The organism is Cyclobacteriaceae bacterium (genome assembly GCA_025808415.1).
Lineage (GTDB): Bacteria > Bacteroidota > Bacteroidia > Cytophagales > Cyclobacteriaceae > UBA2336.
In genome coordinates, this window is record CP075525.1 from 3,468,591 (window position 1) to 3,492,111 (window position 23,521).

A 23,521-nucleotide genomic window follows, 5' to 3' on the forward strand; every position below is an offset into this window, starting at 1 on the left:
AACACCAGTAGCCTGCTTTTAACTTCTTGGATGAAACTCCGTGATAACCTGCCGCAGGTAATCCCTGTCGAGGTGGGTATAGATTTCTGTTGTGGTAATGGATTCATGCCCAAGCATTTCCTGTACAGCCCGCAAATCGGCACCGCCTTCAATTAAATGGGTGGCAAAAGAATGACGGAACGTATGCGGACTGATGGTTTTCTTTAACCCGATTTGCCCGGCTAATGCTTTGATCATGGTGAATACTGAAACCCGGGATATTTTTTTGCCAAACCGGTTAAGAAAGACAAAAGGTTCAAATCCCTTTTTTACAGGCATATGCACCCGCACTTCTTCCAGGTAAATTTTTAAATGCTTCATGGCACTGCGGCCAAGGGGCACTAGCCGTTCTTTGTTACCCTTGCCGATTACACGCAAAAAACCAACATCAAAATATATGTTGTTGATTTTCAACTCAACCAATTCCGACACACGCAAACCCGAACTGTACAATACCTCAAGCATTGCCCGGCTTCGGGCTCCCTCTGGCCTCGACAGGTCAATGGCCTCCAGCAACTGTTCAATTTCTGCAACGTTGAGCGTATCAGGAAGTTTGCGCCCGATCTTTGGCCCCTCAATTAACTCGGTTGGATCTTTTTCGATCAACTCCTCAAACATCAGGTATTTATAAAAACCCTTAATCCCCGACAATATCCTGGCCTGACTGTAAGCACTCATGCCCAACTCATTAATATATTGAAGAAACAACTGCAAGTGCTTTGGGGCAATGGTTAACGGGGTAACCTTAAGCTTGTTCAGCTCAATGTATTGTTTAAGCAATTCCACATCGTGCACATAGGCGGCAATAGAATTTTCCGATAGCGAACGCTCAAGCTTCAAATAATGGCCAAAGTGTTTAATGTGCAGGTCCCACATAATTCAAAATTGAAGATTCAGGGTTCAATATCAAAGCAAGGTAATGGACTATTGCATAAAGACTGTCTATCTTTCGGTTATGAAAATCCAGATCATTAACGGCCCCAATTTAAACCTGCTTGGCGTACGCGAAGAAGATATTTACGGAAGCAGGGATTTTGAAAATTATTTCGAGGAATTGAAACGCAAATTTCCACAGGCCGAATTGCACTACTTTCAATCCAATATTGAAGGTGAGTTGATAAACAAGCTTCACGAAGTTGGCTTTAATTTCAACGCTATTGTTTTAAATGCCGGGGCCTACACACACACATCTGTTGCCCTTCATGATGCCATTGCCGCCATAAAAACCCCGGTAACGGAAGTGCACATATCCAATATTTATGCCCGGGAGGAGTTCCGGCATAAAAACCTGATTACTTCCAAATGCGTTGGGCTCATTTCAGGGTTTGGCCTGAAGAGCTACGACCTTGCGATCCAGCACATCGTGAACCAGAAAAATTAAACCCAACATTTTGTATGGTGTCCTTTTATCCAGGCCCTTCACGTGTTTACACTAAAGTACCGCAGTACGTAAAAGATGCCTACGCGCAAGGGATTATGAGCATCAATCACCGAAGCGATGAGTTTGTGGGTATTTCGAAAAGAACAGTTGCTTTGCTAAAGGAAAAACTGAACATCCCGGTTGAATACACCATTTACTTTGTATCGTCTGCAACCGAATGTTGGGAGATTATAGCACAGTCGCTAACCCAAAAAGAATCCATCCATATTTACAATGGCGCTTTTGGCGAAAAATGGTTTCAGTATACGAAAAAATTAAAGCCCGATGCCAAATCACTTGTGTTCCATCGTGAAGAAGCCCTGGTACCCGGTAAATTAATTTTTAACACAACAGGTGTTATATGTTTAACACAGAATGAAACTTCAAACGGGACACAGGTAAAAAATGAAACTATCCAATCCATCCGAAAAAATAATCCAGACAGCTTGTTGGCCGTAGATGCCACTTCATCGATGGGTGGTGTCAGGTTAAATTTTTTCTCGGCCGACATTTGGTTTGCGTCTGTTCAGAAATGCTTTGGATTGCCTGCAGGGTTAGGAATACTCATCTGTTCACCACAGGCCATCGAACGCGCCCAATCCATAAACAACCGGCAACATTACAACAGCGTTTTGCTTTTGGATGACATGATGAAGCGTTGGCAGACATCCTATACCCCGAATGTGTTAGCCATATATTTACTGATGCGGGTTATGGAATCGGTTAAGCCCATCGATAGCATTAACAAAACGATTATTAGCCGTTATAAAAAATGGGAAGCTTTTTTTGACAAAAAGAGTGAACAATTGAACCTGCTGATAAATAACAAAACAGTGCGCTCGCAAACTGTACTAACCATAGAAGCAAAACCTGTAGTTATTGAAAACGTAAAAGCCCAGGCAAAAAAAGCAGGCATGCTGCTGGGCAATGGTTATGGCAATTTAAAAAGTACAACCTTTCGCATTGCCAATTTCCCCGCTATACAACGCAAGGAGATTGCCCACCTCATGGATTTTCTGCACGATTTTATTTAAGCGCATAGCATGCGCCTGAAGAAAACGAACACCATCCGGTTAAGGTTACAAAAAAATTTTATTTAACATTTTACTAAACCGCTTTGTATCCGGTTCGTTCAACGGCTCATATTCAAACCGTTTTAATCCACATGAAAAAGTTAACGCTAACAGCAGGCTTGTTGCTGGCCATTACCACTGCTTTTGCCCAAACCTAACACCTCGTGCCGGGGTTACCCTCTCCGGATCATCATACAGGCCCAACGCTGATTTTGCCCAAACGAGTACCCAGCAACCTATGGTTGGTTTTACAGCCGGTGTTGGTTACGATATATTCATTAACGATCGCTTTAGTGTGGTGCCCGAAATCAATTTTGTGCAGAAAGGAATGAACGTTAGTGAAGTTGACTATCCGGATGGTTACGAGTACAAACTAAACTCAGAATATAAACTTAACTACCTGGAAGTACCTGTACTGGTAAAATTGAAGTTTGGTGGTGTTACAAAATTTTATGTTAATGCCGGCCCTTCCGTAGCCTTAGGGCTTGGAGGAACCTACAAATTCCGAAGTACATTTGGTGGCTTACCCCTTAACGAAGATGTAAACAGTAAAATAAAATTTGCCGATAAACCAACTGATTACGATGGCAATAATGTTTATATCGATAACCGTATAGATGCAGGGATACAGGTTGGCGCGGGCGCACTGCTTTTCGGGAAAGTAAATATTGATGTACGCTACACAACGGGCGTTACCAACCTGATCAATGATACAGACTTCAAGAATCGCGTTATTGCAATTAGCCTTGGTGTCCCGTTAAATCTGTTTTGATTTAGAAAACATTTTGTCTGACAATTGATTTAGTCGAAATAAAGATGTATGTTAAGGTTGACTAAACCCTTATCATAATGAAAAAGAACGTCCTATTAATTGCTTTTTTGTGCTCGGGCATATTTACTTATGCCCAGTTCATTCCTAAAGCAGGAATTACCTTATCGACTATCAACTTTGATGACAGTGAATACAGCGCAACCAGTATAATCGGTTTTTCAGCAGGTCTTGCCTATTCATTAAACCTCGGTATTTTCAGTGTTCAACCTGAACTATTGTTCATTCAAAAAGGAACAAAATTTGGTTACACCTATGAGGAACAAGATTATTCAGAATCCGAGAATTATGATGTTACAACCAACTATATTGAACTACCTGTTTTACTAAAGGTTTCATTAGGGCCAGATGCATTAAAATTCCACATTAATGCAGGTCCATCAATAGGTTATGGTTTTGGTGGAAAATATAAATATGATTATCGCGAGAATTATTTCGGTGATATTTATACTGAATCAGAAAAAGGCAAGATTAAATTTGGTAATGAACCTGAATTTAATGAAAGCGATGACCTTTATATAGATAATGCCATCGACTTTGGTGTACAGGTAGGTGGCGGAGTAACCATTGCCAATAAAGTTATGATTGATATTAGATACGGAATCGGATTATCCGATTTATTTGAAGAACAAACTTCTAAGAATCGTGTTCTTCAATTTACTATTGGTATACCCTTAGGAAGATAATTTGCAACAACAAAGTTTGAGCAGCCGGATCACAAGTCCGGCTTTTTTATTTTAGTTTTGTGGTTTCGTTTAAACCTATGGCCAACCTGAAAGAAATTTTTTCTGTAACACTCATCCTCTTTTCCGTTATTGATATCATCGGATCGATACCCTTCATCATCATCATTAAAAAACGCGAAGGAAGGATACATGCCGAAAAAGCCACCATTATTTCAGCGGTACTTATGGTGGGTTTTCTTTTTCTTGGGCAATCTATCCTTAAATTATTCGGCCTTGATGTTGCGTCTTTTGCTGTGGCCGGCTCCATCGTGATTTTTATTGTTGCCATGGAGATGATACTGGGCATAACCCTGATCCGCGATGACCCTGAAGCAAAAGGTTCGGGATCGGTGGTGCCCCTGGCTTTTCCCCTTATTGCAGGTGCCGGTACTTTAACAACCATACTTTCCCTTCGTGCTGTTTATGAACAAACCAACGTGCTTATCGGTATCCTGGTAAACCTGGTTTTCGTTTACCTTGTGTTGCGCTCATCATCATGGCTGGAACGAAAACTTGGCAAGTCGGTGTTCTCAGTTTTACGCAGGGTGTTTGGTGTAATACTGCTGGCCATTGCCGTTAAGATTTTCAAGGACAATGTTTCCTTCGGATGATCCGCATCTACACCGATGGCGCAGCACAAGGAAACCCCGGCCCCGGGGGTTATGGCGTGGTGATGAAATTCAACCACCACGTTAAAGAACTTTCGGCTGGGTTCAGGCTAACCACCAATAACCGCATGGAATTGCTGGCCGTGATTGCCGGATTGGAAGCCATAAAGAAAGAAGGTATACCCGTTTCAATATATTCCGATTCAAAATATGTGGTAGAGGCCGTTGAAAAAGGCTGGATATGGAATTGGCAGAAGAAAAACTTTGCCAAAAAAGCAAATGCTGATTTATGGAAACGCTTTATCCCGCTGTATCATAAACATAAACCAAAATTCATTTGGGTAAAGGGCCATGCAGGCCACCCGGAAAATGAACGTTGCGATGGGCTTGCCGTAACCGCTGCACAAGGCCCTTTACTTTATACCGATACCTGGTACGAAAATAACCGCGACAAAGCCCCAGAGTAAGGCCATCTTGGCATTTCATTTTTGCTTCTTATCTTGAACGGTTAAACCGATGCATTGGAGCCCAAAATAAACTTTTCACCAGGTTCGCTACAGGCATTAAATGTTTGCCTGGCCATTATCATGTTTGGCGTTGCGCTCTCCATCAAGCCGCAGCATTTCTACCAGCTTCGCCATCAGAAAAAAGCTTTGTTCACCGGACTTGCATCACAATACCTTTTACTACCGCTATTAACTTATTTGCTCATCATTATCCTTACCCCATCTCCCTGGATTGCGTTGGGCATGATACTGGTGGCCGCGTGCCCGGGCGGCAATGTTTCCAACTTCTACACCATGATTTCGCGCGGCAATGTTGCACTTTCGGTAACGCTTACTGCTTTTACCTCACTGCTGGCCTTTGTTATAACACCTGCCAGTTTCCTATTGTGGGCATCGTTTGTACCCGGGCTTTCTTCGCAGTTGCGCCAACTTGAAATTCAATTTCTGGATTTGTTCCTGAACATGATTGGCATTTTGCTGTTGCCACTCCTATTGGGTATGCTTTTCAACAATCGCTTTCCTAATGCAGCCGAAAAAATTTCCAAGCCTGTAAGGGTTACCTCTATTCTAATCCTTATCAGCTTTATTGTGGTAACACTTTACACCAATGCCATGGTGTTCAAAGAATACATCATGCTCATTTTTTGGTTGGTCATGCTCCATAACGGATTGGCGCTTGCCGGTGGTTATACCCTTAGTTACCTCCTCAAAAACAGAAACGATATGCACCGAACGGTGGCCATTGAAACAGGCATTCAAAACTCGGGCTTGGCACTTGTTTTAATTTTTACATTTTTTAATGGAAACGGATACATGGCGCTAATTGCTGCCTGGTGGGGGGTGTGGCACCTCATCAGTGGGTTTACCGTTGCCTATATTTTTCAACGTAAAAGTATTCATCAACTGACATGACTCCTTCCTGGCGCTACTTCCTGCTAAAAAAATATGTAACTGTTGGCCTTAGGATTTACTTCAAAAAATGGCAATCCGTTAACACGCACAATATGCCGGCAGATGGCCCTTGTATTCTGGTGCCTAACCATCAAAACGCATTTTTAGATGCTTTGCTTGTAGTGTGTGGCACAAAACGAAACCCTTGGTTTATTGCACGGGGCGATGTATTTAAAAATCCACTGGCCATTAAACTGCTTACCTTCCTCCGCATAAAGCCCTTGTTTCGCTTTCGCGATGGGCATGAAGCCATGCGCAAGAACGACCGGATGATGAATGAATGCATTAACCTGCTTAAAGACGGTGAGTGTATTTTAATTTTTGCCGAAGGAAACCACAACCAACCCTGGACAACCCGCGAACTGCAACGCGGGTTTGCACACATGGCGCTTCAATACACCGAGCAAACCGGCAAGGATATTTCTATCATACCCGTGGGTTATCATTACGAAAACCACCAGGATTTTCGGTCGCGTGTGTTGGTTTCGTATGGCAATCCTATCTCTGTTAAGGAAATTACCGGATCTTTTCAGGATAGCCGTGAAAAATTAACAGCACTTTCAAAACACACTGGTGAGAAACTTCGCTCACTGATCCTTACCATTCCTTTTGATGAAGATTATCCGGAGCGAAAAAGTTTTCTCATCCACAACCGGCAATATAAAACCGACCTGGTTGAACAACTGGAAGCCGACCGGCACCTCATGGCTAACTGGAAAAAGGAAAACGCAGGAAATGCCGCTCGCAAACCTTCGCTTTTCCATTGGCTCAATCCGTTGGTTCCTTACGGAAAGCTTGTTCATCTTCTCCCTGCACTTATCATCAACTGGATGGTGACCAAAAAAATAAAGGATGATCAGTTTGTTGGTTCTGTAAAAGTGGCCTTGGGTATTTTCCTTGTTCCAATGAATTATGCCATACTGGTAACCGTATTTTATGCCCTTACAAACCAACCGTTATGGGCAGCAGCTTTTTTTATTTCCTTACCGCTTAGCGGGCTGGTTGCCTACAACCGCTAATGTTCAATCATTTCAATGCCCAGGGTTTTAAGCTCGTTCAATATCGGGTTATAGAGTTCTGCCTCGGTTGGAATAACAACCCCTCGAAGGGTTATTTTATCCTGCAATAAAAGTTTGGCTGCAATGCCCAGGGGCAAACCTACCGTTTTAGCCATGGCCGTGTTTACTGCATCTTCACCTTTTACTACCAAAGAAGCCTGCAGGGTTTTTGACTTGCCCGAAAAATCTATGACAAACCGATGGATCATCACGATCATGTCCTTATCGCCAGTTGCTAATGCCCACCGTTTGTTTAAAATATGCTCAAGTACTTGTGCCGGTGTTCCATTTTTAAGGCCTACCTTTTCAGTGGTAAAAAACCCGGACCAGGTTAAGCGCCTCATTTCAGGGCCATCAGGCAAGAGGTCAAATTGTTTGATAACCCTGTCTTCAATAGCCTCAGTCCTGCTACCGTCCAGAAATACATCCATGAAATCGCGGTGCGTCATATGCTCTATACCATCTATAGTATAGGTGTCATCGCAGCAACCCAACTGCACCAGCACATTCCATGTAGGACAAAAGCCGTGGTCGCGAAGCGTACCCCGAAGCAACGTTTGTATACCTTTCAACCGGTAGGTTTCTATGTATTTTAAAGAGTCGCGGTTGGCATAACCCTCAAATGCACCGTGCCCGTGAACAGTAATGTGATTTATCCTTTTAAAGAGTTGCTGATACGGTATGTACTTAACTTTTCCTTCGTGTAAAAATTTTGCTGTGCCTTGCCCGGCCATAACCACGTTGCGCGGGTTCCAGGTGAACTTATACCGCCAGGGATTTTCAGGATCCGTTTCAGGCGCAATCAAACCACCGGTAAACGACTCAAACGAAACAATTTTCCCACCTTGTGCCTGAAGGGTATCGATAATTTGCATCGCACTCATATGGTCAATGCCCGGATCTAATCCACACTCATTTAAAAAAATCAGGTTCCTGGATCGCGCCTCACCATCCAAACTTTTCATTTCATCCGAAACATAGCTGGCGGTAATCAAGTGTTTGCCTTTACTCAGGCACAGGCGTGCCACAGTAACATGATAATGGGGAGGCAACAAGGATATAACAACATCTGAAGCAGCAATTGCGTCATCACTCGTTTCTTGCTGCTCAACAGTAAATGCTACGGCTGTGGCACAGGACGAATCCCTGATGCGTGAGCGGGCAGCATCAAGAGAAGCATCACCCACGATAATTTTCCATGAGAATTTATTTGCTGTAGCAATCAGGTAATCGATAAGCGATGATGACGACCGTCCCGCGCCTAAAACAAGAATGGTTTTCATACCCGGCAAAGTAGCCGAAATACGGGGTTTGTAGAATTACCGACCGAAAATTTTTAACTTACTAACCTAACCTCTCAGCCATGAGCGAATTTAGTTTCTTTAAAAATTTCGATGACCTGGACCAGGAATCGAAATACCTGGCCCATAAAGCGAAAGATGCAGCCAACCATGCACATGCACCCTATTCGAAGTTTACGGTAGGTGCCGCCCTTATCCTGGAAGACGGCACGGTAATAACAGGAGCCAATTATGAAAATGCCGCATACCCATCGGGCATGTGTGCCGAACGTGTTGCCCTTTTTGCTGCAGCAGCGCAACACCCCGATAAGCGGATTTTGAAGATGGCCGTAGTAGCCAAAAAGAAAGGCGGCAAAGAACTTTTACCGGCTACCTCGTGCGGGCCTTGCCGGCAGGTTATGCTTGAATTTGAAACGAATCAAAAAAAGCCATTGGCCATTGTTATGCAGGTCAGCGACAATTCATGGGTTATTGCCCCTTCGGCAGCATCGCTTTTACCCTTCAGTTTCACAAAAGATAACCTTGAAGCTCATCCCAAAAAATAATCAGGCTAATCAAGAGGCTGGTTTTTAAACCCTAAAATCAGGCTTATTAGGTCAAAAAATGGCCTTTTTGGGGTTTTAAGCCTTCTCAAAACAATAAACTGGTTTTTACTTCATGAATTAAAATCGATTTGGTGCCACTGTATTTAACTCATGTAATATTTTGCATAGAATTAGGCCTGAATGGCGTTTGCCATGATCTATTTTTGAGGCCAGTATTTAGAAAAAAGAACCAACTCTCATGCAGGACATTGACATAGTCGACCTGAAAAGGATTTCGGAGCTTATTTACCAGAAGTACAATTATGACTTCCGGAATTATGCCATGTCATCGTTCAAGCGCAGGGTACAGCGCATACTAGAGCTTAAAAAGCTAACCGTTGACGGCCTGGTCAAAAAGCTTAACGACTCCCCTTTATTTATTAATGAGTTTTTGGACGAATTGACGGTAAACGTTACCGAGATGTTCCGCGACCCAAGCTTTTGGAGGGTAATGCGGGAAGAAATAATACCCGCCATATTGCTTAACCACAAGCAATTCAAAATATGGCACGCAGGCTGCTCCTCCGGAGAGGAGGTACTTTCCATGGCCATCTTGTTGAAAGAGATGGGCATATTGAACAATGTGCAGTTATACGCCACCGACCTGGATGTGAACATTATGGAGCGGGCCAAAATGGCTACTTACCCCATAAAAAACATGGAGCTCAACGAGAAGAACTACATCCGTTTTCAGGGTGCCGGTGCATTAACCGACTATTACAAGGAAGAAAACGGTATGGCCGTTTTCAACAAAGAACTTCTCGCCAATGTAAACTTCCGCAAACAGGACCTGGTGTTGGGCGAACCCTTCAACAAATTTGATTTGATACTGTGCCGAAACGTGATGATTTATTTCAATCAAACACTGCAGAATGAAGTGTTGAAAAAATTTCACGAAAGCTTGTTCAAATACGGGTACCTGGCCATCGGGTCAAAAGAATCGCTGATCTGGTGCGACTACGCCAACCGGTTTATAGTGGTTAACAACGAAGAAAAAATTTATAAAAAGATAAAAGACTAGGTTGATCCGGATGAGCATGTTTACACTAAATAACAGCTACAAAGCCGTTGTTATCGGAGGATCAGCCGGCAGTTTTCAAGGGGTTGTTAAAATCCTTGCCCAACTGCCCAAAGGCTTTCCGCTTCCGATTATCATGGCCTTGCACCGGCTTAAGCATGTGCGGCATGGGTTTATTGAAGCGTTATCGTTAAAAAGTGTGGTGCCTGTGGTTGAACCTGATGACAAAGAACCTATAAAAAAGGGGGGCGTGTACCTGGCCCCGGCCAACTACCATTTGTCGGTAGAGTTGGGCAACCACTTTGCCTTGTCGACAGAAGAAATGATGAACAATTCGCGGCCTGCTATTGACATTACCCTTGGCTCGTGCGCTTATGTTTTTAAAGACAAACTGATTGGTATTTTACTTTCGGGCGCCAATCGCGATGGTGCCCTGGGAATGAAATATATTAAAGACCGTGGCGGGTTAACCATCGTGCAGGATCCTGCCGAGTGTATGATCGAAACCATGCCCAAATCAGCTATGGCCGTAACAACCATCGACCACGTGTTGAAGGTTGACCAGATAGTAGAATTTTTCAAAGAACTTGATAAGCAATACCGATGATGCAGATCGTTAAAGATAAACTTCGCAGCAGCCACGTGTTAACAGCTCTGTTTTTCCTGGGCATTTTGTTTTCCGTTTACTTTTTATACCGGATACCTTCAACCCTTTACCTCACCGATGGTTTTTACCGTTTGATTCCGCTGTACATCGTTATTGCAGCAACTTTTATGCTTGGTGCCGCTGCATTGATTTTTGCATTGGAGTATAAAAAAGAACTGGTGGTAATACGCGATCGTGTAGTCAGCAATAAAGATGAAGAAAATGCCCAGACAGCCCAAGCCACATCGTATAACATAGGGCTTGTTCATTCCGCATTAAAAGAAGCAAAAAAAACAACTGATATTTTACATAAAGGCCTTCAAACCATTGGCAAAGTTCTGCAGGTTGGCCAGGGCGCTATTTACCAGGTTGTGAAAAACGATGACCTCATCACGGTAAACTTTACGGATGGATATGCCTTTATATTGGAAGAGGGAAAAACCATTCAATTCGATTTGGGCGATGGCCTTATCGGCCAGGTAGCGGCAGATGGCAAAATCATTAACCTGGATGAAATACCCGAAGGGTACATCAATATCATCTCCGGCCTGGGGAGCTCCTCGCCACGTTATTTACTGGTGGTGCCCATTAAAAAAGAAAATGAAGTATTGGGCGTTTTCGAACTGGCATCATTCTCTTCTTTCGACAATACCAAACAAAAATTTGCCGAACAAGCAGCCCAGGTTTTGGCCGATAAACTAAGTTCTAAAAATTAAGCGGGAAGCAGACTATGTATAAATTGTATAACGATCTCGACATCACTTCTAAAATTACAATACTCGTACTCCTGCTTTCGGTTGTAGCGGTAGGCAGTATTAGTTTGTTTACGTTCGACTTCAACAAAAAAGCCACCAGCGAAAAATACATCTACGGCCTAAACGCCATTGCCGAAACAAAAGCCGAGCATATAAATCTTTTTTTTACCACTACGGCCAAAGCCATAGCCACCGTACAAGCAGGTCTTACCAATGAAGCAATAGCCGATTACCTGGGCACACAAAAAAGCGTTTACGGATTTTCCGAACTATACTTGTTATCCTCCAATGGCTCCATTTTGGAAACAACCGATGAAAACCTGGAGAGCCGGGTATTCCAAGATCCGGATGGAACCAGCTTTTCAAATGGCTCCCGGGGTGTTCATTTCAGCACGGTATTCAAAAGAGATTCTCAATATTTTCTTTATGTTTTTGCGCCCGCACCAGGCAATGGTTTTTTGGTTGCCAAGGTGGTCCTAAACGATACATTTAAACCGCTCATTAATTATGCTGGCCTGGGAAATACGGGCGAAGTAATCGTGGCACGCAAAGATGAGGCAAACAACAAAATCCTGCTCGTAAGCCCGTTGCGGGCCGAACCTGATGCAGCTATTAAATTATTCGATTATTCAGATAAGCTGGTTTCTGCCTTCCGTAACGCGCTTGAGAATAAAGAGGGAAATGCCGAGGGCATCGATTACCGCAATGCCGAAGTATTACAGGTGTGGTATAAACTCAATCAACCGGGATGGGCCTTGGTTGGTAAAATGGATTTGAGCGAAGCATCGGGCGATGCTGCCGGGCTGACAAAGATTTTCCTCACCGTTGGGTTATGCATAGCCTTACTGGCCATTGCGGCCGGTATACTATACTCCCGTACGCTGTTGCGCCCTATCAATACCATGACCACCGCGCTGGGTATGATTGCCGAAGGTGTACTGCCCGAAAAAATAGATGACAGTAACCGCGATGAATTCGGTAAAATGTCTGGCAAAATCAATGAACTTACCCAATCACTAAAAAGAAATGCCGATTTCGCCCAGCGTATTGGCGAAGGCAAGTTCGATACGGAGTTTACCCCGGCCGGAGAAAACGACTTGCTGGGCATGTCGTTACTGAACATGCGCAAAAACCTGGTGGATAATGAACGCAGGGATACCGAGCGCAACTGGATTGTACGTGGGGTTGCCGAAATAAGCGAAATGCTAAGGCTTCACGATTCCATCGATTCGCTAAGCGATGATGTGGTAAAATTTATACTTGATAAAATCGGGGCGGTACAAGGCGCATTTTATGTGGTTGACGATGAAGGCCGCGAACCCATCATCGAAATGCGTGCAAGTTTTGCCTATGGGCGAAAAAAATACCTGCAATCTAAATTCAGGTTTGCCGAAGGTTTGGTGGGCCAGGCCGCTGTTGAAAAAGACACGATTCTCCGAACCGAAATCCCCGATGATTATGTAACGCTTACCTCGGGTATTCTGGGCGATCAGCGTCCAACCTGCATACTCATTGTGCCTTTGATCACCAATGAAGAAGTGTATGGCGTTTTGGAATACGCAGCCCTGAAAAAGTTTGATCCCTCGCAGGTAAAATTTGTGCAGGAACTGAGCTTGATACTCGCCCGCACCATCTTCAACATTAAAGTAAACGAGCGCACACGCAAACTGCTTGAAGAGTCGCAGGCCATGAGCAACGAACTTAAAGAAAAGCAGGAAGTTTTGCGCCAGAATGCCGAAGAGATGCAGGCTACGCAAGAAGAACTGGAGCGCACCAACACGCAACTTGAGCACCAGGTGGAAGAAGTTAACCGCACGCAAAAGCGTATGCAACTGCTGCTGGAAAATGCCTCTGAGGTTATTACCATTTATGAGGAAGATGAAACCATACGGTACATCTCACCCTCAGTTGAAACCATTCTTGGGTATGGCCAAAAAGAAATGATAGGCCGTAGCGACTTTGAGAAAGTACATGCCGATTACAAAGACGTGTACCAAAGCTTGTTCGCCCGGATGAAGGAAAACCCGGATGAAAAAGTAACGGTTCAATACGAGTACAAAACCAAAGACGGTAGCTACATCTGGATTGAGGCCACGGGAACCAACTGTATGTCGAACCCGGCCATTCACGGTTATATCCTTAATGCCCGCGACATTACCGAACGCAGAAGGGCCGAGCAGGAACAACGCATGCGCAGTAAAATGCAAGCCCTTTCTGAAAACTCGCCCGACTTGATTACTCGTTTGGAAGGTGAGGCTATTTCCTACATCAACCCGGTAATTGAATCGTACACGGGCAAACGGCCGGCTGATTACCTGAACAAAAAATTCCGCGAGGCAGAACTCGACAACTCCATCCTGGAAGGGTGGCTAAGGATTGTGGAGCAGGTGAATGCCTCCAACGAAACGGTGGCCACCGAAATGGATTTCCCGTCAGAACTGGGCAACCGTGTAATGCAGGTTAATGCAATTCCGGAATTTGATGAGTCCAACAAACTTGAGTCGGTACTGGTGGTATCGCACGATATTACCGAACGCAAGATGATCGAGTTGGAAATACAAAATAAAAACAAAAAGATAACCGAGAGTATCAACTACGCCAAGCGTATCCAAACGGCTATCCTGCCCAACTCACGCGTTATCAACAAATCGCTGCCCGACTCCTTTATATTATATAAGCCGCGCGATGTGGTAAGCGGTGACTTCCCTTGGTACATGCAGGTTAAAAATGATATTTACATTGCCGCGGTAGACTGCACAGGCCATGGCGTGCCTGGCGCATTATTGTCGTTAATCGGTTACTTCCTGCTCAACGATATTGTTCGCAGCCGTAAGGTTACCGACCCCGGTGTTATTCTCGACTTGCTGGATGAAGGGGTGACTAAAACCCTGCGCCAGGATGAAGACGCCTCAACCAAAGATGGTATGGACATAGCCCTTTGCAAAGTGAACATGGACAGCCGGGAAGTTGAGTATGCCGGGGCACACCGTCCATTGTACATTATGCGCAACGGGGCAATGGAAGAAATTAAAGGGAATAAATTCCCGATTGGCGGAGGTATCTTCAAGAATCAAACTAACTTCACCAACACGAAACTAACCCTGAAAAAAGGCGATTCGATTTACTTCAGTTCCGATGGATACCCCGATCAGTTTGGTGGCCCGGAAGGGCGGAAGTTCGGGCCTAAGCGGGTGCGCGAAATTATTGAACAAGTACATAAATTACCTATGCAGGAAGCCGCCAAAACGTTTGACCATGAGTGGGAAAGCTGGCGGGGTGAAACCAAGCAAACGGATGATGTGCTGCTGATCGGAATCAAGTTTTAACCCATGTATGAAAAACACTCATTTAGAGCTATTTAAATCATGATATTGACCCAAATCTTAATAAATTCGAAACCCAAATCATAACAAACGACATGAACTTCATTTACGAACTGCACCGTACCATGATGTCAGAAAAACTGATTCTGGTGTACCAGGGCGACTTCACCCAGGAAACAACAAAATCCATACTGGCCATGGCGGAGCGGAATCTTGACTCTTCCGGTGAAGGATCAAGTACCAAACGGAAGGTATTTAACGTAATGGTTGAGGCCTTACAAAATATTGTAAAGCACAGCGATGAACTGGTGGATGGTGAAACCCGCAGTCATGCAGCCATATTCCTTATCGGCAGGGAGGCCAACCGCTACTCCATCATGTCGGGTAACCCCATCCGAAAGGTGAACATCCCCAACCTGCAAAAAAAGCTGGAGCATATTAACGGATTGGATAAGGACGGATTAAAAGATCTGTACAAGGAAATCATTAAAAACACAACCATCTCCGAAAAAGGAGGTGCAAGCCTTGGGTTTGTTGATATGGCCCGTAAATCAGGCGAAAAGCTTGAGTTCTCATTCCCTGAAATGAATGCCGAATATTGCTTTTTCTGCCTGAAGGTTAACGTGCCAAGAGGAGAAGAATAATAATTGACTAAAAAACTTAACCGATAACTGACTATCACCATGGAAATCTTAAATCTAGAAGGAACTGAAGATACACCTAAAATCATTCTTGATAAGAAAAACGGAATTTTTGAAATCTCGGGTCGCTCACTGCCTGAAGATTCGGCTGAATTTTACCGCCCTGTACTGGAGTGGATTGGCAATTATGGCGGTGATGCCAACCCATCAACCGAATTTGTTTTTAAGTTGGAATACTTCAACACGGCATCGTCAAAGTTGATTTTGGATGTACTTTCTGCCTTGGAAGACATAAAGGGCATGAAAATTTTGTGGTATTATCACGAAGACGATGAAGACATGGAAGAAGCCGGACAGGAGTTTTCCGAACTGGTGGAAATCCCGTTCGAATTCAAAACCTACTGATCCAAAAAACAGAAAGTGTTTCAATCGGTTATCTGGACTAAAAAATAAAACAGGTAACCGATATTTTTTAAACCTGACCCATGAGTGAAGAAATACTCAAAGCGCTAACGCAACTTTTTGCAATCATCACCAAGCAAGATGGTGGTGTATCTGCCAATGAGCGCCAGTATGTGATCAACTTTTTCCAGACCGAACTTGATCAGGACACTATAAAAGAATACCTGGCCCAGTATGACGAACAATCCGGGTACGGCAAAACCGATGAAGAGGGCGGTAAAAAGCTAACCTCAGTTAAAGAGTCGGTACGGGTACTGGGTATTTGTAAAAAGATCAACAAAACCCTTACACAAAAACAAAAAATAGTTGTACTCATCAAGTTGCTGGAGTTGGTTGCCATCGACAAGAACTTCTCCGCTCAACGAATGGAAATCATCAACACCGTATCTACGGTGTTTAACATCGAAAAGGAAGAGTACGATTTAATTGAGAACTTCATCACTGCCGAAGATCCCGAAAAACTGAGCTTCGCGGATATCCTGTTAGCGAACAAAAAAGAAAAATCAGGCGATGATAAGGGCCACAAGCATATCCATGCCCACCTGGAAGGAACCTTGGTGTTCATGCGCATTCGCAGCGTTGATATGTATTACACCAAATACGTAGGCGAAGAATCAAACATGCTTAACGGGTTTATTATGCAACCCAACCGGGCCTACCTGTTTTCGCATGGAAGTACCATTAAAACACAGGCCGGAGATGCCTTGTATTACAGCGATTTGGTGGCCGATTTCAACGATGAAATAAAAACCACCAAACTATCCTTTAACGCTACCGTGGAAGAATTGCGCTTCCCTAACGGGGCCATTGGCTTACGCGATGTAGTCGTTTCGGAAGGTCCCGGCAAACTTATCGGGATTATGGGCGCCAGCGGTGCTGGAAAAACAACCCTGCTTAACGTGCTGGCGGGGTTAGTGCCGCCTACAAAAGGAAAAATCCTCATCAACGGATTTGATATCTACGAAGAAAAAGAAAAGATACACGGGGTTATCGGGTATGTTTCGCAAGATGACCTGCTGATTGAAGAACTTACCGTTTACCAAAACCTGTACTACAATGCCAAGCTTTGCTTTGCCCACTTTACCGAAGAGCAAATACAGCAAAGAGTAATGGAAGTATTGGAAAACCTTGGCTTGGATCAGCGTAAAGACTTGAAAGTAGGAAACCCACTTGAAAAAACCATTAGCGGTGGCCAGCGTAAACGGCTTAATATAGCCCTTGAACTAATTCGTGAGCCCGCTATACTTTTTCTGGATGAGCCTACCTCAGGATTGTCTTCCCGTGACTCAGAAAACGTGATTGACCTGTTGAAGGAACTTTCATTAAAAGGCAAGTTGATCTTTGTCGTAATCCACCAGCCTTCATCCGACATCTATAAGATGTTTGACAAGATGATCATTATGGATACAGGAGGATACCCTGCCTATTATGGGCCACCGGTAGAAGCTGTAACCTATTTTAAACGATCCACACTTCAGGTAGACAGCAATCGCGGGCAATGTGAAACCTGTGGTAACGTAAACCCCGAACAAATCTTCAATATTATTGAAGCCAAAGTGGTTGACGAATACGGCCAGCCAACAAACAAACGGAAAATCACCCCTGTACAATGGCACGACTGGTACAAGGAACGTTTCCGGTTGGCGAAGGTGGAAGATGTAAGAGAAGAACCACCCGGCTCTTTAACCCTCCCTTCCAAAATCAAACAGTCGTTCATCTTTGCAACACGCGATACCCTGGCCAAGCTAAGCAATAAGCAATACCTGCTCATCAATTTGCTGGAAGCACCGCTACTGGCGTTTATACTGGCGGTTATCATCAAATACAAAAGTGCACCCGGTGGAAAGGAATACATGTTCCGGTTTAACGACAATTTCCCTGCCTTTATACTGATGAGCATTATTGTAGCCCTGTTTATGGGACTAACGGTAAGTGCCGAGGAAATTATCCGCGACCGTAAAATCCTTAAACGCGAATCATTCCTGAACCTGAGTTGGAACAGCTACCTCGTCTCTAAAATTTCCATTTTGTTTACATTGTCAGCCATCCAAACCCTAATGTTTGTACTGGTTGGGCATTTAATACTGGAAATCGAGTGGCGTATGATCCTGCCCTTCTGGTTTGCACTTTTCACAGTATCATGCATGACTAATATTTTGGGGCTCAACATCTCATCCGCTTTCAATTCAGCAGTTACTGTATACGTAATGATTCCCCTGCTGCTCATTCCGCAAATGATTTTGAGCGGTCTGCTTTTCAGGTTCGATAAACTAAATGATTTGATCAGCACAAAGGGAAAAGTTCCGCTGGTGGCCGACTTTATGGCCTCGCGTTGGGCGTTTGAAGCGCTGGCCGTTTACAACTTCAAAAGCAACTCCTACGAAAAGCCTTTTTATGATTATGAGAAATTTGAATCGCAGGCCGATTTCAGGTCCTCATTTCTGATTGATGAATTAGAGAAAAAAAGAAAATCAATAGCCGAAAACATTCAAACAAAAAATGATTCCACCCGGCAAGCCGCACAAAAAGACCTTGAAATTATCCGCAAGAGCTTGAAGGATGATTATTTTAAACGCGGGCTTGAAAACATAGATTGGGAAAAACCTTGGACGATTGAAAGTTATACCAAGGAATTTGACACACAATTGGAGGAATTCCTGTTGGCGTACAAACGCTTTTATCAGGATGTATACAATAAGGCCGTGGCTGCACGCGAGCAGTTGATTTACAAGATGGAGAACGATAAAAATAAGCCCTATAGCCTTAACGATTATAAAAACCGTTATTACAACGAAAGCCTGGCCGACCTTGTAAAAAATGTATCGACCAAAAACCGGATATTGGAGTATAATGGTGCTTTGATCCAGCAAATCAACCCCGTGTTTTTAGAGCCCCGAAATACAGGAGCATTGAATTACCGGGCGCACTTTTTTGCGCCTACCAAAAATTTATTCAACACCTCGTGGGACACCTACTGGTTTAACATAGTTGTAATTTGGCTGATGGCTGTAGGGTTCTATGTTACGTTATATTTTGAATGGCTCAGGAAATTTATTGACCTGTTTGGCAAGGTTAACTTGCCAAAGAAAAAATAGCATCCTTGTACCTTTTTGGTCAGGAATGGTGAATTGTTAACTTTGTAAACTCATAATTTTGAATCTATGAAAATTGTGAAATTTGGGCTGATAGCCGTGCTTTTGGCAGCGTGTGGTTCAGATAAAAAATCTGATGAACAGGCTTTCCTTGAAACACTGGACACAGGCAAACCTGAAGGGCCCACAATCTCCGAAGCCGTTATTGGCGACATCTTGCAACAAATACCCAGCCCGTTGGAAATTTCCGTATTGCTGAAAGAATCCGGAAAGAAGTACAATGCTTCCATGTTAAACTCGGCAGATAATCTTCCGAAGTATAACAGCAATTACAAGAAGGCTCTAAATCTTGGAATTTATGGTACCGATTTGGGATATACCAATATCTACGAACAAAACCAGGATGGTGTAAAATACATATCCGCCATTAAAAGCCTGGCTGATGGGCTTAATATCGGCCAGTTTTTCGATATCGAAACCATTGGTCGTTTGGCTACCAACAGCAAAAACCTTGACTCTTTATTATTGATCACTACCCAGAATTTCAACAGCATTAACCATTATTTGCAAACGCAGGGGCGTGCTAATTTGAGCGTTCTACTTTTAACCGGTGGATGGATTGAAGCAGTGCACATCACGTGTAATGTTGCCGCCAGTGATCCGAACAATAAAGAGTTGCAGGAGAAAATCGGTGAACAAAAGGTAATCCTTGAAAACATTATGCTGTTGCTCTCCTTTTATAAGGAAAGCGACCAAAATATGGCATCCTTATTGAGTGACATGACAGAACTCAAGGCAGCTTTTGACAAGGTGAACATTACGTATACGTATAAGGAGTCTACCTTTGAAGTAGTTAATGGTGTTATGGTTATTAAGGATAATAGCACTACCACCATTGATATTACACCGGATGATATTAATAGCATCCGTACAATAATTGGTTCCATAAGAAATAAGATCATTAGCTAAGATAATTGAGCCCTATGAAAAGGTTATTCTTTTATATTTTGTCGGTGTTTTTAATCAGTACCTCCCAAGCCTCCGGGCAGTGTAATGCTGAGAATCTTTCGAATGATTGTATTCCCAAGCTTGCATCCGGCTTTAATTTTTTGAAAAGTTATAAGATTGATGGTGTCAACGGATCGAAAGACAAGGTTGAATACTCCTATGTATTTACCAAAGGCACCCAGTACATGATTAACATTTGTGCCCCCGCGCAGCCTACGGATGGTATTGTGGTTACTTTATATGATTCAAACCGTAACAAAGTTGCCTCCAGCAAAATCAATGGCCAGTTTATTTCTGCCATTGCCTTTCCATGTAACGCAACGGGTATATACTATATACAGTACACTTTTGACGGTTCATCGAAATACTGTGGAGGAAGTGCCCTGGGTTTTAAAAGATAATCGGAATTTAAATAATGAATTAAGAACCCTGGCAACAACGTCAGGGTTTTCTTTTTTTCAATCTAGGTAAATAAAATTAGAATCCATCTAAAAAATAAGTTTAACCACTAAGGGTACGAAGAAAACACAAAGTTCCACGGAGAAGCAGCTGCTAAATTGAATCGCTTTGTTCCCTTTGTGCAGACCTTTGTGAACGCTGTGGTTTCAAAAATTGTATTTTTGAGATGACTTCTATAAGAATTCGACATGCAAGAACATGAACTATCGTTTAGCTTTAAAGCCAGGTATTATCAACTAGGCGAAATCTCATCAACAACTAAGCAGGTTTGGTTTGTGCTGCACGGGTATGGGCAGTTGGCTAAATTTTTCTTACCAAAATTTGAAACACTCCAAAAACAGAATATTTGTGTAGTTGCCCCTGAAGGACTTTCGAGGTTTTACCTGGAAGATGTAACGAAAAGGGCCGTAACGGGAAACAACCGGGTGGGCGCCACCTGGATGACTGCAGAAAACAGGTTAATGGACATTGACAATTACCTCAATTACCTTCAGCACGTCTATCAAACGATTTTAAGTAACGGCACATCTGCGCCCGTAACCATCCTAGGCTTTTCACAAGGTTCGGCAACCGCTTCACGATGGGCTATCCATTACCCGGAAAATTATCAACGTTTAATCCTGTGGTCAGGGATTTTTCCTCCGGACATGGATTTTGAAAAGGGTAATGAAATTCTTTCACATAAAGATGTAACGGTTGTTTACGGAAAGCACGATCCATTTATCAACGAAGGCCGGTTAAAAGAAATGACGGATTTAACTATGCGTTTAGGCATTAAACCAACTCAGATCACGTTTGACGGTGGGCATGAAATTCATGAACCCACCCTTCATTTGCTGGTTTAGATCTCTTTGTTAACAATTGTGCTGCTGGCTTGTGCGGTCGGGAAAACTGTAATGTCAGCCAGCACAACATGATCCGGTTGTTGCAAAACAAAAAGAATTATACCAGCAATGTCTTCGGCTGTTAGGGGTTTAAACCCTTTGTAAACAGAACCTGCACGATTTTCATCGCCCTTAAAACGCACAAGTGAAAACTCGGTTTCAACCAACCCGGGATTGATCGAAGTAACTTTTATTCCATACGGGTTCAGGTCCATGCGCATACCTTTAGTCAACGCATCAACGGCAAATTTACTGGCCGAATAAACATTACCATTCGGATAGACTTCCTTGCCGGCAATGGAACCCATGTTAATGATGTGTCCGGACTTTTGGCTTACCATGCCCGGGATTACTTCTTTTGAAACGTAAAGCAGTCCTTTAACATTTATATCCATCATGGCGTCCCAATCACGCACATCTCCATTTTGTATTGGGTCTAAGCCATGGGCATTTCCTGCATTATTAATCAATACATCGATAGCTTTCCATTCGGGCGGCAATGTTTCAAAAGTTTTCTTAACAGCCTCATGATCACGTACATCAAAAGTTAATGTTAGTACTTCTGTAAAATCGTTAAGCAAAGTTTTTTCTTTTGCCAACCGGTCTTTTCTTCGGCCGCAGAGTATTACCCTGAAATTGTTTTTAGCCAATAGGTGTGCTGTAGCCAGGCCAATGCCCGAGGTTGCACCGGTTATTAAGGCAATTCGTTTATGCATTATTGAAAGAGTAGGTATACGGTAACAGTGTTTGTATTTATTCGGCTTAAAGGCGCACCGAATTTGTTTGTTGTATTGTCCAAGTGGTTGGTGATACCGCGCGAAAAACGAATTTCGGGGGAGAACTTGAATAATGGAAAGTATAAATCAAATCCAAGGCCCGCTTCAACACTTAAGTTGAACGGAGTGACTTCCAGTTGATTCGTGACATTTTCTACTTCCTTTTTTCCGGAAGCCTCAATGCCCGGCTTCATGCCACCAATCATGTACATACGCACGTTTCCCCTGCGCATCGACTTATATTTCACCAGCATTGGAAACTCCACCATAGTAGTTTCAACCAGTTCTTTTTCACTTGTTCCATCGGTAAACCGGTAAACCAGGGAGTGTTCATAGAAAGCGACTTTTGGCGTTATCCTGAAATCCAGAAATTCATGCGCCCGGTAGTTGACAATAAACCCAAGCGAAAAGCCAGGCTTCCATTCCGGAGTCACAGCAAACAAGGTATCAAAAGCCGGGGTAACAAACCGATCGTTGTAGTTTATCTGATAGGTTGTGGTGTGCAAACCAATCAGAAACCCATATGTTATTTTCCGCTTCTCATCATAAAACGGGTTATTCTTTCGGGCATACAAAAAGCCCTGTGCATGGCACACACCCGCATAAAGCAACAACAGTGTAACAACTACTTTTGCGCTGTGTAAATGGAGCTTATTCCGAACGTGAGCGGTTTGCATGAAACATTTTTATATCCAATTGCTTTAAGTATTCTCAAAAAGTCTTCCCCATCCGGAAAAGCCTCTACCGATTCAGGCAGGTAAGAGTAAGCGGCTTTGTCCCGCGATATCCAATTTCCGATTTTAGGTAAAATGGTCTTAAAATAAAAATTATAGCCCTGTTTAAAAGGAAAACGCCTAGGTCGTGAAAATTCCAAAACAGCCAACAAAGCTCCCGGTTTCATAACCCGGAATATCTCTTGCAGTCCCTTCTCCAGATTTTCAAAATTGCGTACACCAAATGCAACGGTTACAGCATCAAATTTATTTTGTTCAAAGGGAAGATTCTCTGAGTCGGCCTGAACCATTTCAATTACTCCTGTCAAGCCACGTTTTTCCAGTTTCTTCCGTCCAACATCCAACATGCCGGCCGAAATATCCACTCCGATGATTTTTTCAGGCTTTAATGTTAAGGCCTGTAAGGCAAAATCACCGGTTCCGGTGGCAACATCCAATAATATTTTAGGGTTTGCAGGCTTCAGTAACTTGATGGCCTTTTTGCGCCAGCCCTTATCAATCCCCAGGCTCAGGAAGTGATTCAAAAAGTCATAGCGGTGGCTTATGTTATCGAACATGCGGGCCACTTGTTCTTTCTTTGTTGCGGTTTCGTTTTTATATGGAACAACTTCCATGGTACTTTTTTAGGA

24 protein-coding genes are annotated in these 23,521 nt (G+C 43.3%); 19 read left to right on the plus strand and 5 right to left on the minus strand.

Annotation, left to right across the window (positions count from 1 at the left end):
• Positions 1–18: 18 nt before the first annotated feature.
• Positions 19–915, minus strand: coding sequence for a site-specific tyrosine recombinase XerD (xerD, locus tag KIT51_15335; GenBank protein ID UYN86223.1), 897 nt, complete (start codon positions 913–915; stop codon positions 19–21).
• Between the two features lie 79 nt (positions 916–994).
• On the opposite strand from xerD, the gene aroQ reads away from it, so the two are divergent.
• From aroQ to KIT51_15375, 8 genes are all read left to right on the plus strand, one after another.
• The gene (gene aroQ, locus KIT51_15340; GenBank protein UYN86224.1) at positions 995–1,420 is read left to right on the plus strand and encodes a type II 3-dehydroquinate dehydratase; all 426 of its coding nucleotides are present in this window, start codon (positions 995–997) and stop codon (positions 1,418–1,420) included.
• Between the two features lie 14 nt (positions 1,421–1,434).
• Entirely contained in the window at positions 1,435–2,493 is a 1,059-nt protein-coding gene (locus tag KIT51_15345; GenBank protein UYN86225.1) for an aminotransferase class V-fold PLP-dependent enzyme, read from the plus strand.
• Positions 2,494–2,548: 55 nt separating this feature from the next.
• Complete coding sequence (locus KIT51_15350; protein UYN88606.1) at positions 2,549–3,304, plus strand: PorT family protein; 756 nt, start codon at positions 2,549–2,551, stop codon at positions 3,302–3,304.
• Positions 3,305–3,381: 77 nt separating this feature from the next.
• Positions 3,382–4,047, plus strand: coding sequence for a PorT family protein (locus KIT51_15355; GenBank protein UYN86226.1), 666 nt, complete (start codon positions 3,382–3,384; stop codon positions 4,045–4,047).
• Positions 4,048–4,124: 77 nt separating this feature from the next.
• Positions 4,125–4,697 (plus strand): MarC family protein, encoded by a 573-nt coding sequence (locus tag KIT51_15360; protein ID UYN86227.1) that lies wholly within the window; start codon positions 4,125–4,127, stop codon positions 4,695–4,697.
• Entirely contained in the window at positions 4,694–5,161 is a 468-nt protein-coding gene (gene rnhA / locus KIT51_15365) for a ribonuclease HI (GenBank protein ID UYN86228.1), read from the plus strand. The genes KIT51_15360 and rnhA overlap by 4 nt, the downstream gene beginning before the upstream one ends.
• 54 nt (positions 5,162–5,215) lie before the next feature.
• Positions 5,216–6,112, plus strand: a complete 897-nt coding sequence (locus tag KIT51_15370) for a bile acid:sodium symporter family protein (protein UYN86229.1) — start codon at positions 5,216–5,218, stop codon at positions 6,110–6,112.
• Complete coding sequence (locus KIT51_15375; protein UYN86230.1) at positions 6,109–7,170, plus strand: 1-acyl-sn-glycerol-3-phosphate acyltransferase; 1,062 nt, start codon at positions 6,109–6,111, stop codon at positions 7,168–7,170. Before KIT51_15370 ends, KIT51_15375 begins: the two co-directional genes overlap by 4 nt.
• On the opposite strand, the gene KIT51_15380 is transcribed toward KIT51_15375, so the two are convergent.
• The gene (locus KIT51_15380; protein UYN86231.1) at positions 7,167–8,492 is read right to left on the minus strand and encodes a saccharopine dehydrogenase NADP-binding domain-containing protein; all 1,326 of its coding nucleotides are present in this window, start codon (positions 8,490–8,492) and stop codon (positions 7,167–7,169) included. The two genes, KIT51_15375 and KIT51_15380, sit on opposite strands and share 4 nt — an antisense overlap.
• 80 nt (positions 8,493–8,572) lie before the next feature.
• Between KIT51_15380 and cdd the strand changes: the two genes are divergently transcribed.
• The 11 genes from cdd to KIT51_15435 all read left to right on the plus strand — a co-directional run bounded on the left by cdd (position 8,573) and on the right by KIT51_15435 (position 21,343).
• Entirely contained in the window at positions 8,573–9,055 is a 483-nt protein-coding gene (cdd, locus tag KIT51_15385) for a cytidine deaminase (protein UYN86232.1), read from the plus strand.
• Positions 9,056–9,293: 238 nt separating this feature from the next.
• Positions 9,294–10,115: a protein-glutamate O-methyltransferase CheR gene (locus tag KIT51_15390; GenBank protein UYN86233.1), complete on the plus strand. Its 822-nt coding sequence runs from the start codon at positions 9,294–9,296 to the stop codon at positions 10,113–10,115.
• 10 nt (positions 10,116–10,125) lie between these two features.
• Positions 10,126–10,719 carry a chemotaxis protein CheB gene (locus KIT51_15395; protein UYN86234.1) on the plus strand — a complete coding sequence of 198 codons (594 nt, stop codon included), beginning with the start codon at positions 10,126–10,128 and terminating at the stop codon, positions 10,717–10,719.
• The gene (locus KIT51_15400; protein ID UYN86235.1) at positions 10,716–11,474 is read left to right on the plus strand and encodes a GAF domain-containing protein; all 759 of its coding nucleotides are present in this window, start codon (positions 10,716–10,718) and stop codon (positions 11,472–11,474) included. Before KIT51_15395 ends, KIT51_15400 begins: the two co-directional genes overlap by 4 nt.
• 14 nt (positions 11,475–11,488) lie before the next feature.
• Positions 11,489–14,839 carry a PAS domain S-box protein gene (locus KIT51_15405; GenBank protein ID UYN86236.1) on the plus strand — a complete coding sequence of 1,117 codons (3,351 nt, stop codon included), beginning with the start codon at positions 11,489–11,491 and terminating at the stop codon, positions 14,837–14,839.
• 92 nt (positions 14,840–14,931) lie between these two features.
• Positions 14,932–15,480 (plus strand): SiaB family protein kinase, encoded by a 549-nt coding sequence (locus KIT51_15410; GenBank protein UYN86237.1) that lies wholly within the window; start codon positions 14,932–14,934, stop codon positions 15,478–15,480.
• A 39-nt stretch (positions 15,481–15,519) separates the two neighbouring features.
• On the plus strand, positions 15,520–15,882 hold the full coding sequence (locus KIT51_15415; GenBank protein ID UYN86238.1) for a DUF1987 domain-containing protein: 363 nt from the start codon (positions 15,520–15,522) through the stop codon (positions 15,880–15,882).
• 80 nt (positions 15,883–15,962) lie between these two features.
• Positions 15,963–19,034 (plus strand): ATP-binding cassette domain-containing protein, encoded by a 3,072-nt coding sequence (locus KIT51_15420; GenBank protein UYN86239.1) that lies wholly within the window; start codon positions 15,963–15,965, stop codon positions 19,032–19,034.
• Between the two features lie 66 nt (positions 19,035–19,100).
• Positions 19,101–20,000 (plus strand): hypothetical protein, encoded by a 900-nt coding sequence (locus KIT51_15425; protein UYN86240.1) that lies wholly within the window; start codon positions 19,101–19,103, stop codon positions 19,998–20,000.
• Positions 20,001–20,014: 14 nt separating this feature from the next.
• Positions 20,015–20,440, plus strand: coding sequence for a hypothetical protein (locus KIT51_15430; protein ID UYN86241.1), 426 nt, complete (start codon positions 20,015–20,017; stop codon positions 20,438–20,440).
• A gap of 246 nt (positions 20,441–20,686) precedes the next feature.
• Positions 20,687–21,343 (plus strand): alpha/beta hydrolase, encoded by a 657-nt coding sequence (locus KIT51_15435; protein UYN86242.1) that lies wholly within the window; start codon positions 20,687–20,689, stop codon positions 21,341–21,343.
• On the opposite strand, the gene KIT51_15440 is transcribed toward KIT51_15435, so the two are convergent.
• The 3 genes from KIT51_15440 to ubiE are packed head-to-tail and all read right to left on the minus strand — an operon-like array spanning position 21,340 to position 23,506.
• Complete coding sequence (locus tag KIT51_15440; GenBank protein UYN86243.1) at positions 21,340–22,098, minus strand: SDR family NAD(P)-dependent oxidoreductase; 759 nt, start codon at positions 22,096–22,098, stop codon at positions 21,340–21,342. The two genes, KIT51_15435 and KIT51_15440, sit on opposite strands and share 4 nt — an antisense overlap.
• The gene (locus tag KIT51_15445; GenBank protein ID UYN86244.1) at positions 22,098–22,835 is read right to left on the minus strand and encodes a PorT family protein; all 738 of its coding nucleotides are present in this window, start codon (positions 22,833–22,835) and stop codon (positions 22,098–22,100) included. The genes KIT51_15440 and KIT51_15445 overlap by 1 nt, the downstream gene beginning before the upstream one ends.
• Positions 22,784–23,506, minus strand: a complete 723-nt coding sequence (gene ubiE / locus KIT51_15450; GenBank protein UYN86245.1) for a bifunctional demethylmenaquinone methyltransferase/2-methoxy-6-polyprenyl-1,4-benzoquinol methylase UbiE — start codon at positions 23,504–23,506, stop codon at positions 22,784–22,786. Before ubiE ends, KIT51_15445 begins: the two co-directional genes overlap by 52 nt.
• Positions 23,507–23,521: the final 15 nt, after the last annotated feature.

Excerpts from the sequence above, each read along its gene's own strand:
- xerD (UYN86223.1), bottom strand. The coding sequence starts at position 915 with ATGTGGGACCTGCACATTAAACACTTTGGCCATTATTTGAAGCTTGAG.
- aroQ (UYN86224.1), top strand. The coding sequence starts at position 995 with ATGAAAATCCAGATCATTAACGGCCCCAATTTAAACCTGCTTGGCGTA.
- KIT51_15345 (UYN86225.1), top strand. The coding sequence starts at position 1,435 with ATGGTGTCCTTTTATCCAGGCCCTTCACGTGTTTACACTAAAGTACCG.
- KIT51_15355 (UYN86226.1), top strand. The coding sequence starts at position 3,382 with ATGAAAAAGAACGTCCTATTAATTGCTTTTTTGTGCTCGGGCATATTT.
- KIT51_15360 (UYN86227.1), top strand. The coding sequence starts at position 4,125 with ATGGCCAACCTGAAAGAAATTTTTTCTGTAACACTCATCCTCTTTTCC.
- rnhA (UYN86228.1), top strand. The coding sequence starts at position 4,694 with ATGATCCGCATCTACACCGATGGCGCAGCACAAGGAAACCCCGGCCCC.
- KIT51_15375 (UYN86230.1), top strand. The coding sequence starts at position 6,109 with ATGACTCCTTCCTGGCGCTACTTCCTGCTAAAAAAATATGTAACTGTT.
- KIT51_15380 (UYN86231.1), bottom strand. The coding sequence starts at position 8,492 with ATGAAAACCATTCTTGTTTTAGGCGCGGGACGGTCGTCATCATCGCTT.
- cdd (UYN86232.1), top strand. The coding sequence starts at position 8,573 with ATGAGCGAATTTAGTTTCTTTAAAAATTTCGATGACCTGGACCAGGAA.
- KIT51_15390 (UYN86233.1), top strand. The coding sequence starts at position 9,294 with ATGCAGGACATTGACATAGTCGACCTGAAAAGGATTTCGGAGCTTATT.
- KIT51_15395 (UYN86234.1), top strand. The coding sequence starts at position 10,126 with ATGAGCATGTTTACACTAAATAACAGCTACAAAGCCGTTGTTATCGGA.
- KIT51_15400 (UYN86235.1), top strand. The coding sequence starts at position 10,716 with ATGATGCAGATCGTTAAAGATAAACTTCGCAGCAGCCACGTGTTAACA.
- KIT51_15405 (UYN86236.1), top strand. The coding sequence starts at position 11,489 with ATGTATAAATTGTATAACGATCTCGACATCACTTCTAAAATTACAATA.
- KIT51_15410 (UYN86237.1), top strand. The coding sequence starts at position 14,932 with ATGAACTTCATTTACGAACTGCACCGTACCATGATGTCAGAAAAACTG.
- KIT51_15415 (UYN86238.1), top strand. The coding sequence starts at position 15,520 with ATGGAAATCTTAAATCTAGAAGGAACTGAAGATACACCTAAAATCATT.
- KIT51_15420 (UYN86239.1), top strand. The coding sequence starts at position 15,963 with ATGAGTGAAGAAATACTCAAAGCGCTAACGCAACTTTTTGCAATCATC.
- KIT51_15425 (UYN86240.1), top strand. The coding sequence starts at position 19,101 with ATGAAAATTGTGAAATTTGGGCTGATAGCCGTGCTTTTGGCAGCGTGT.
- KIT51_15430 (UYN86241.1), top strand. The coding sequence starts at position 20,015 with ATGAAAAGGTTATTCTTTTATATTTTGTCGGTGTTTTTAATCAGTACC.
- KIT51_15435 (UYN86242.1), top strand. The coding sequence starts at position 20,687 with ATGCAAGAACATGAACTATCGTTTAGCTTTAAAGCCAGGTATTATCAA.
- KIT51_15440 (UYN86243.1), bottom strand. The coding sequence starts at position 22,098 with ATGCATAAACGAATTGCCTTAATAACCGGTGCAACCTCGGGCATTGGC.
- KIT51_15445 (UYN86244.1), bottom strand. The coding sequence starts at position 22,835 with ATGCAAACCGCTCACGTTCGGAATAAGCTCCATTTACACAGCGCAAAA.
- ubiE (UYN86245.1), bottom strand. The coding sequence starts at position 23,506 with ATGGAAGTTGTTCCATATAAAAACGAAACCGCAACAAAGAAAGAACAA.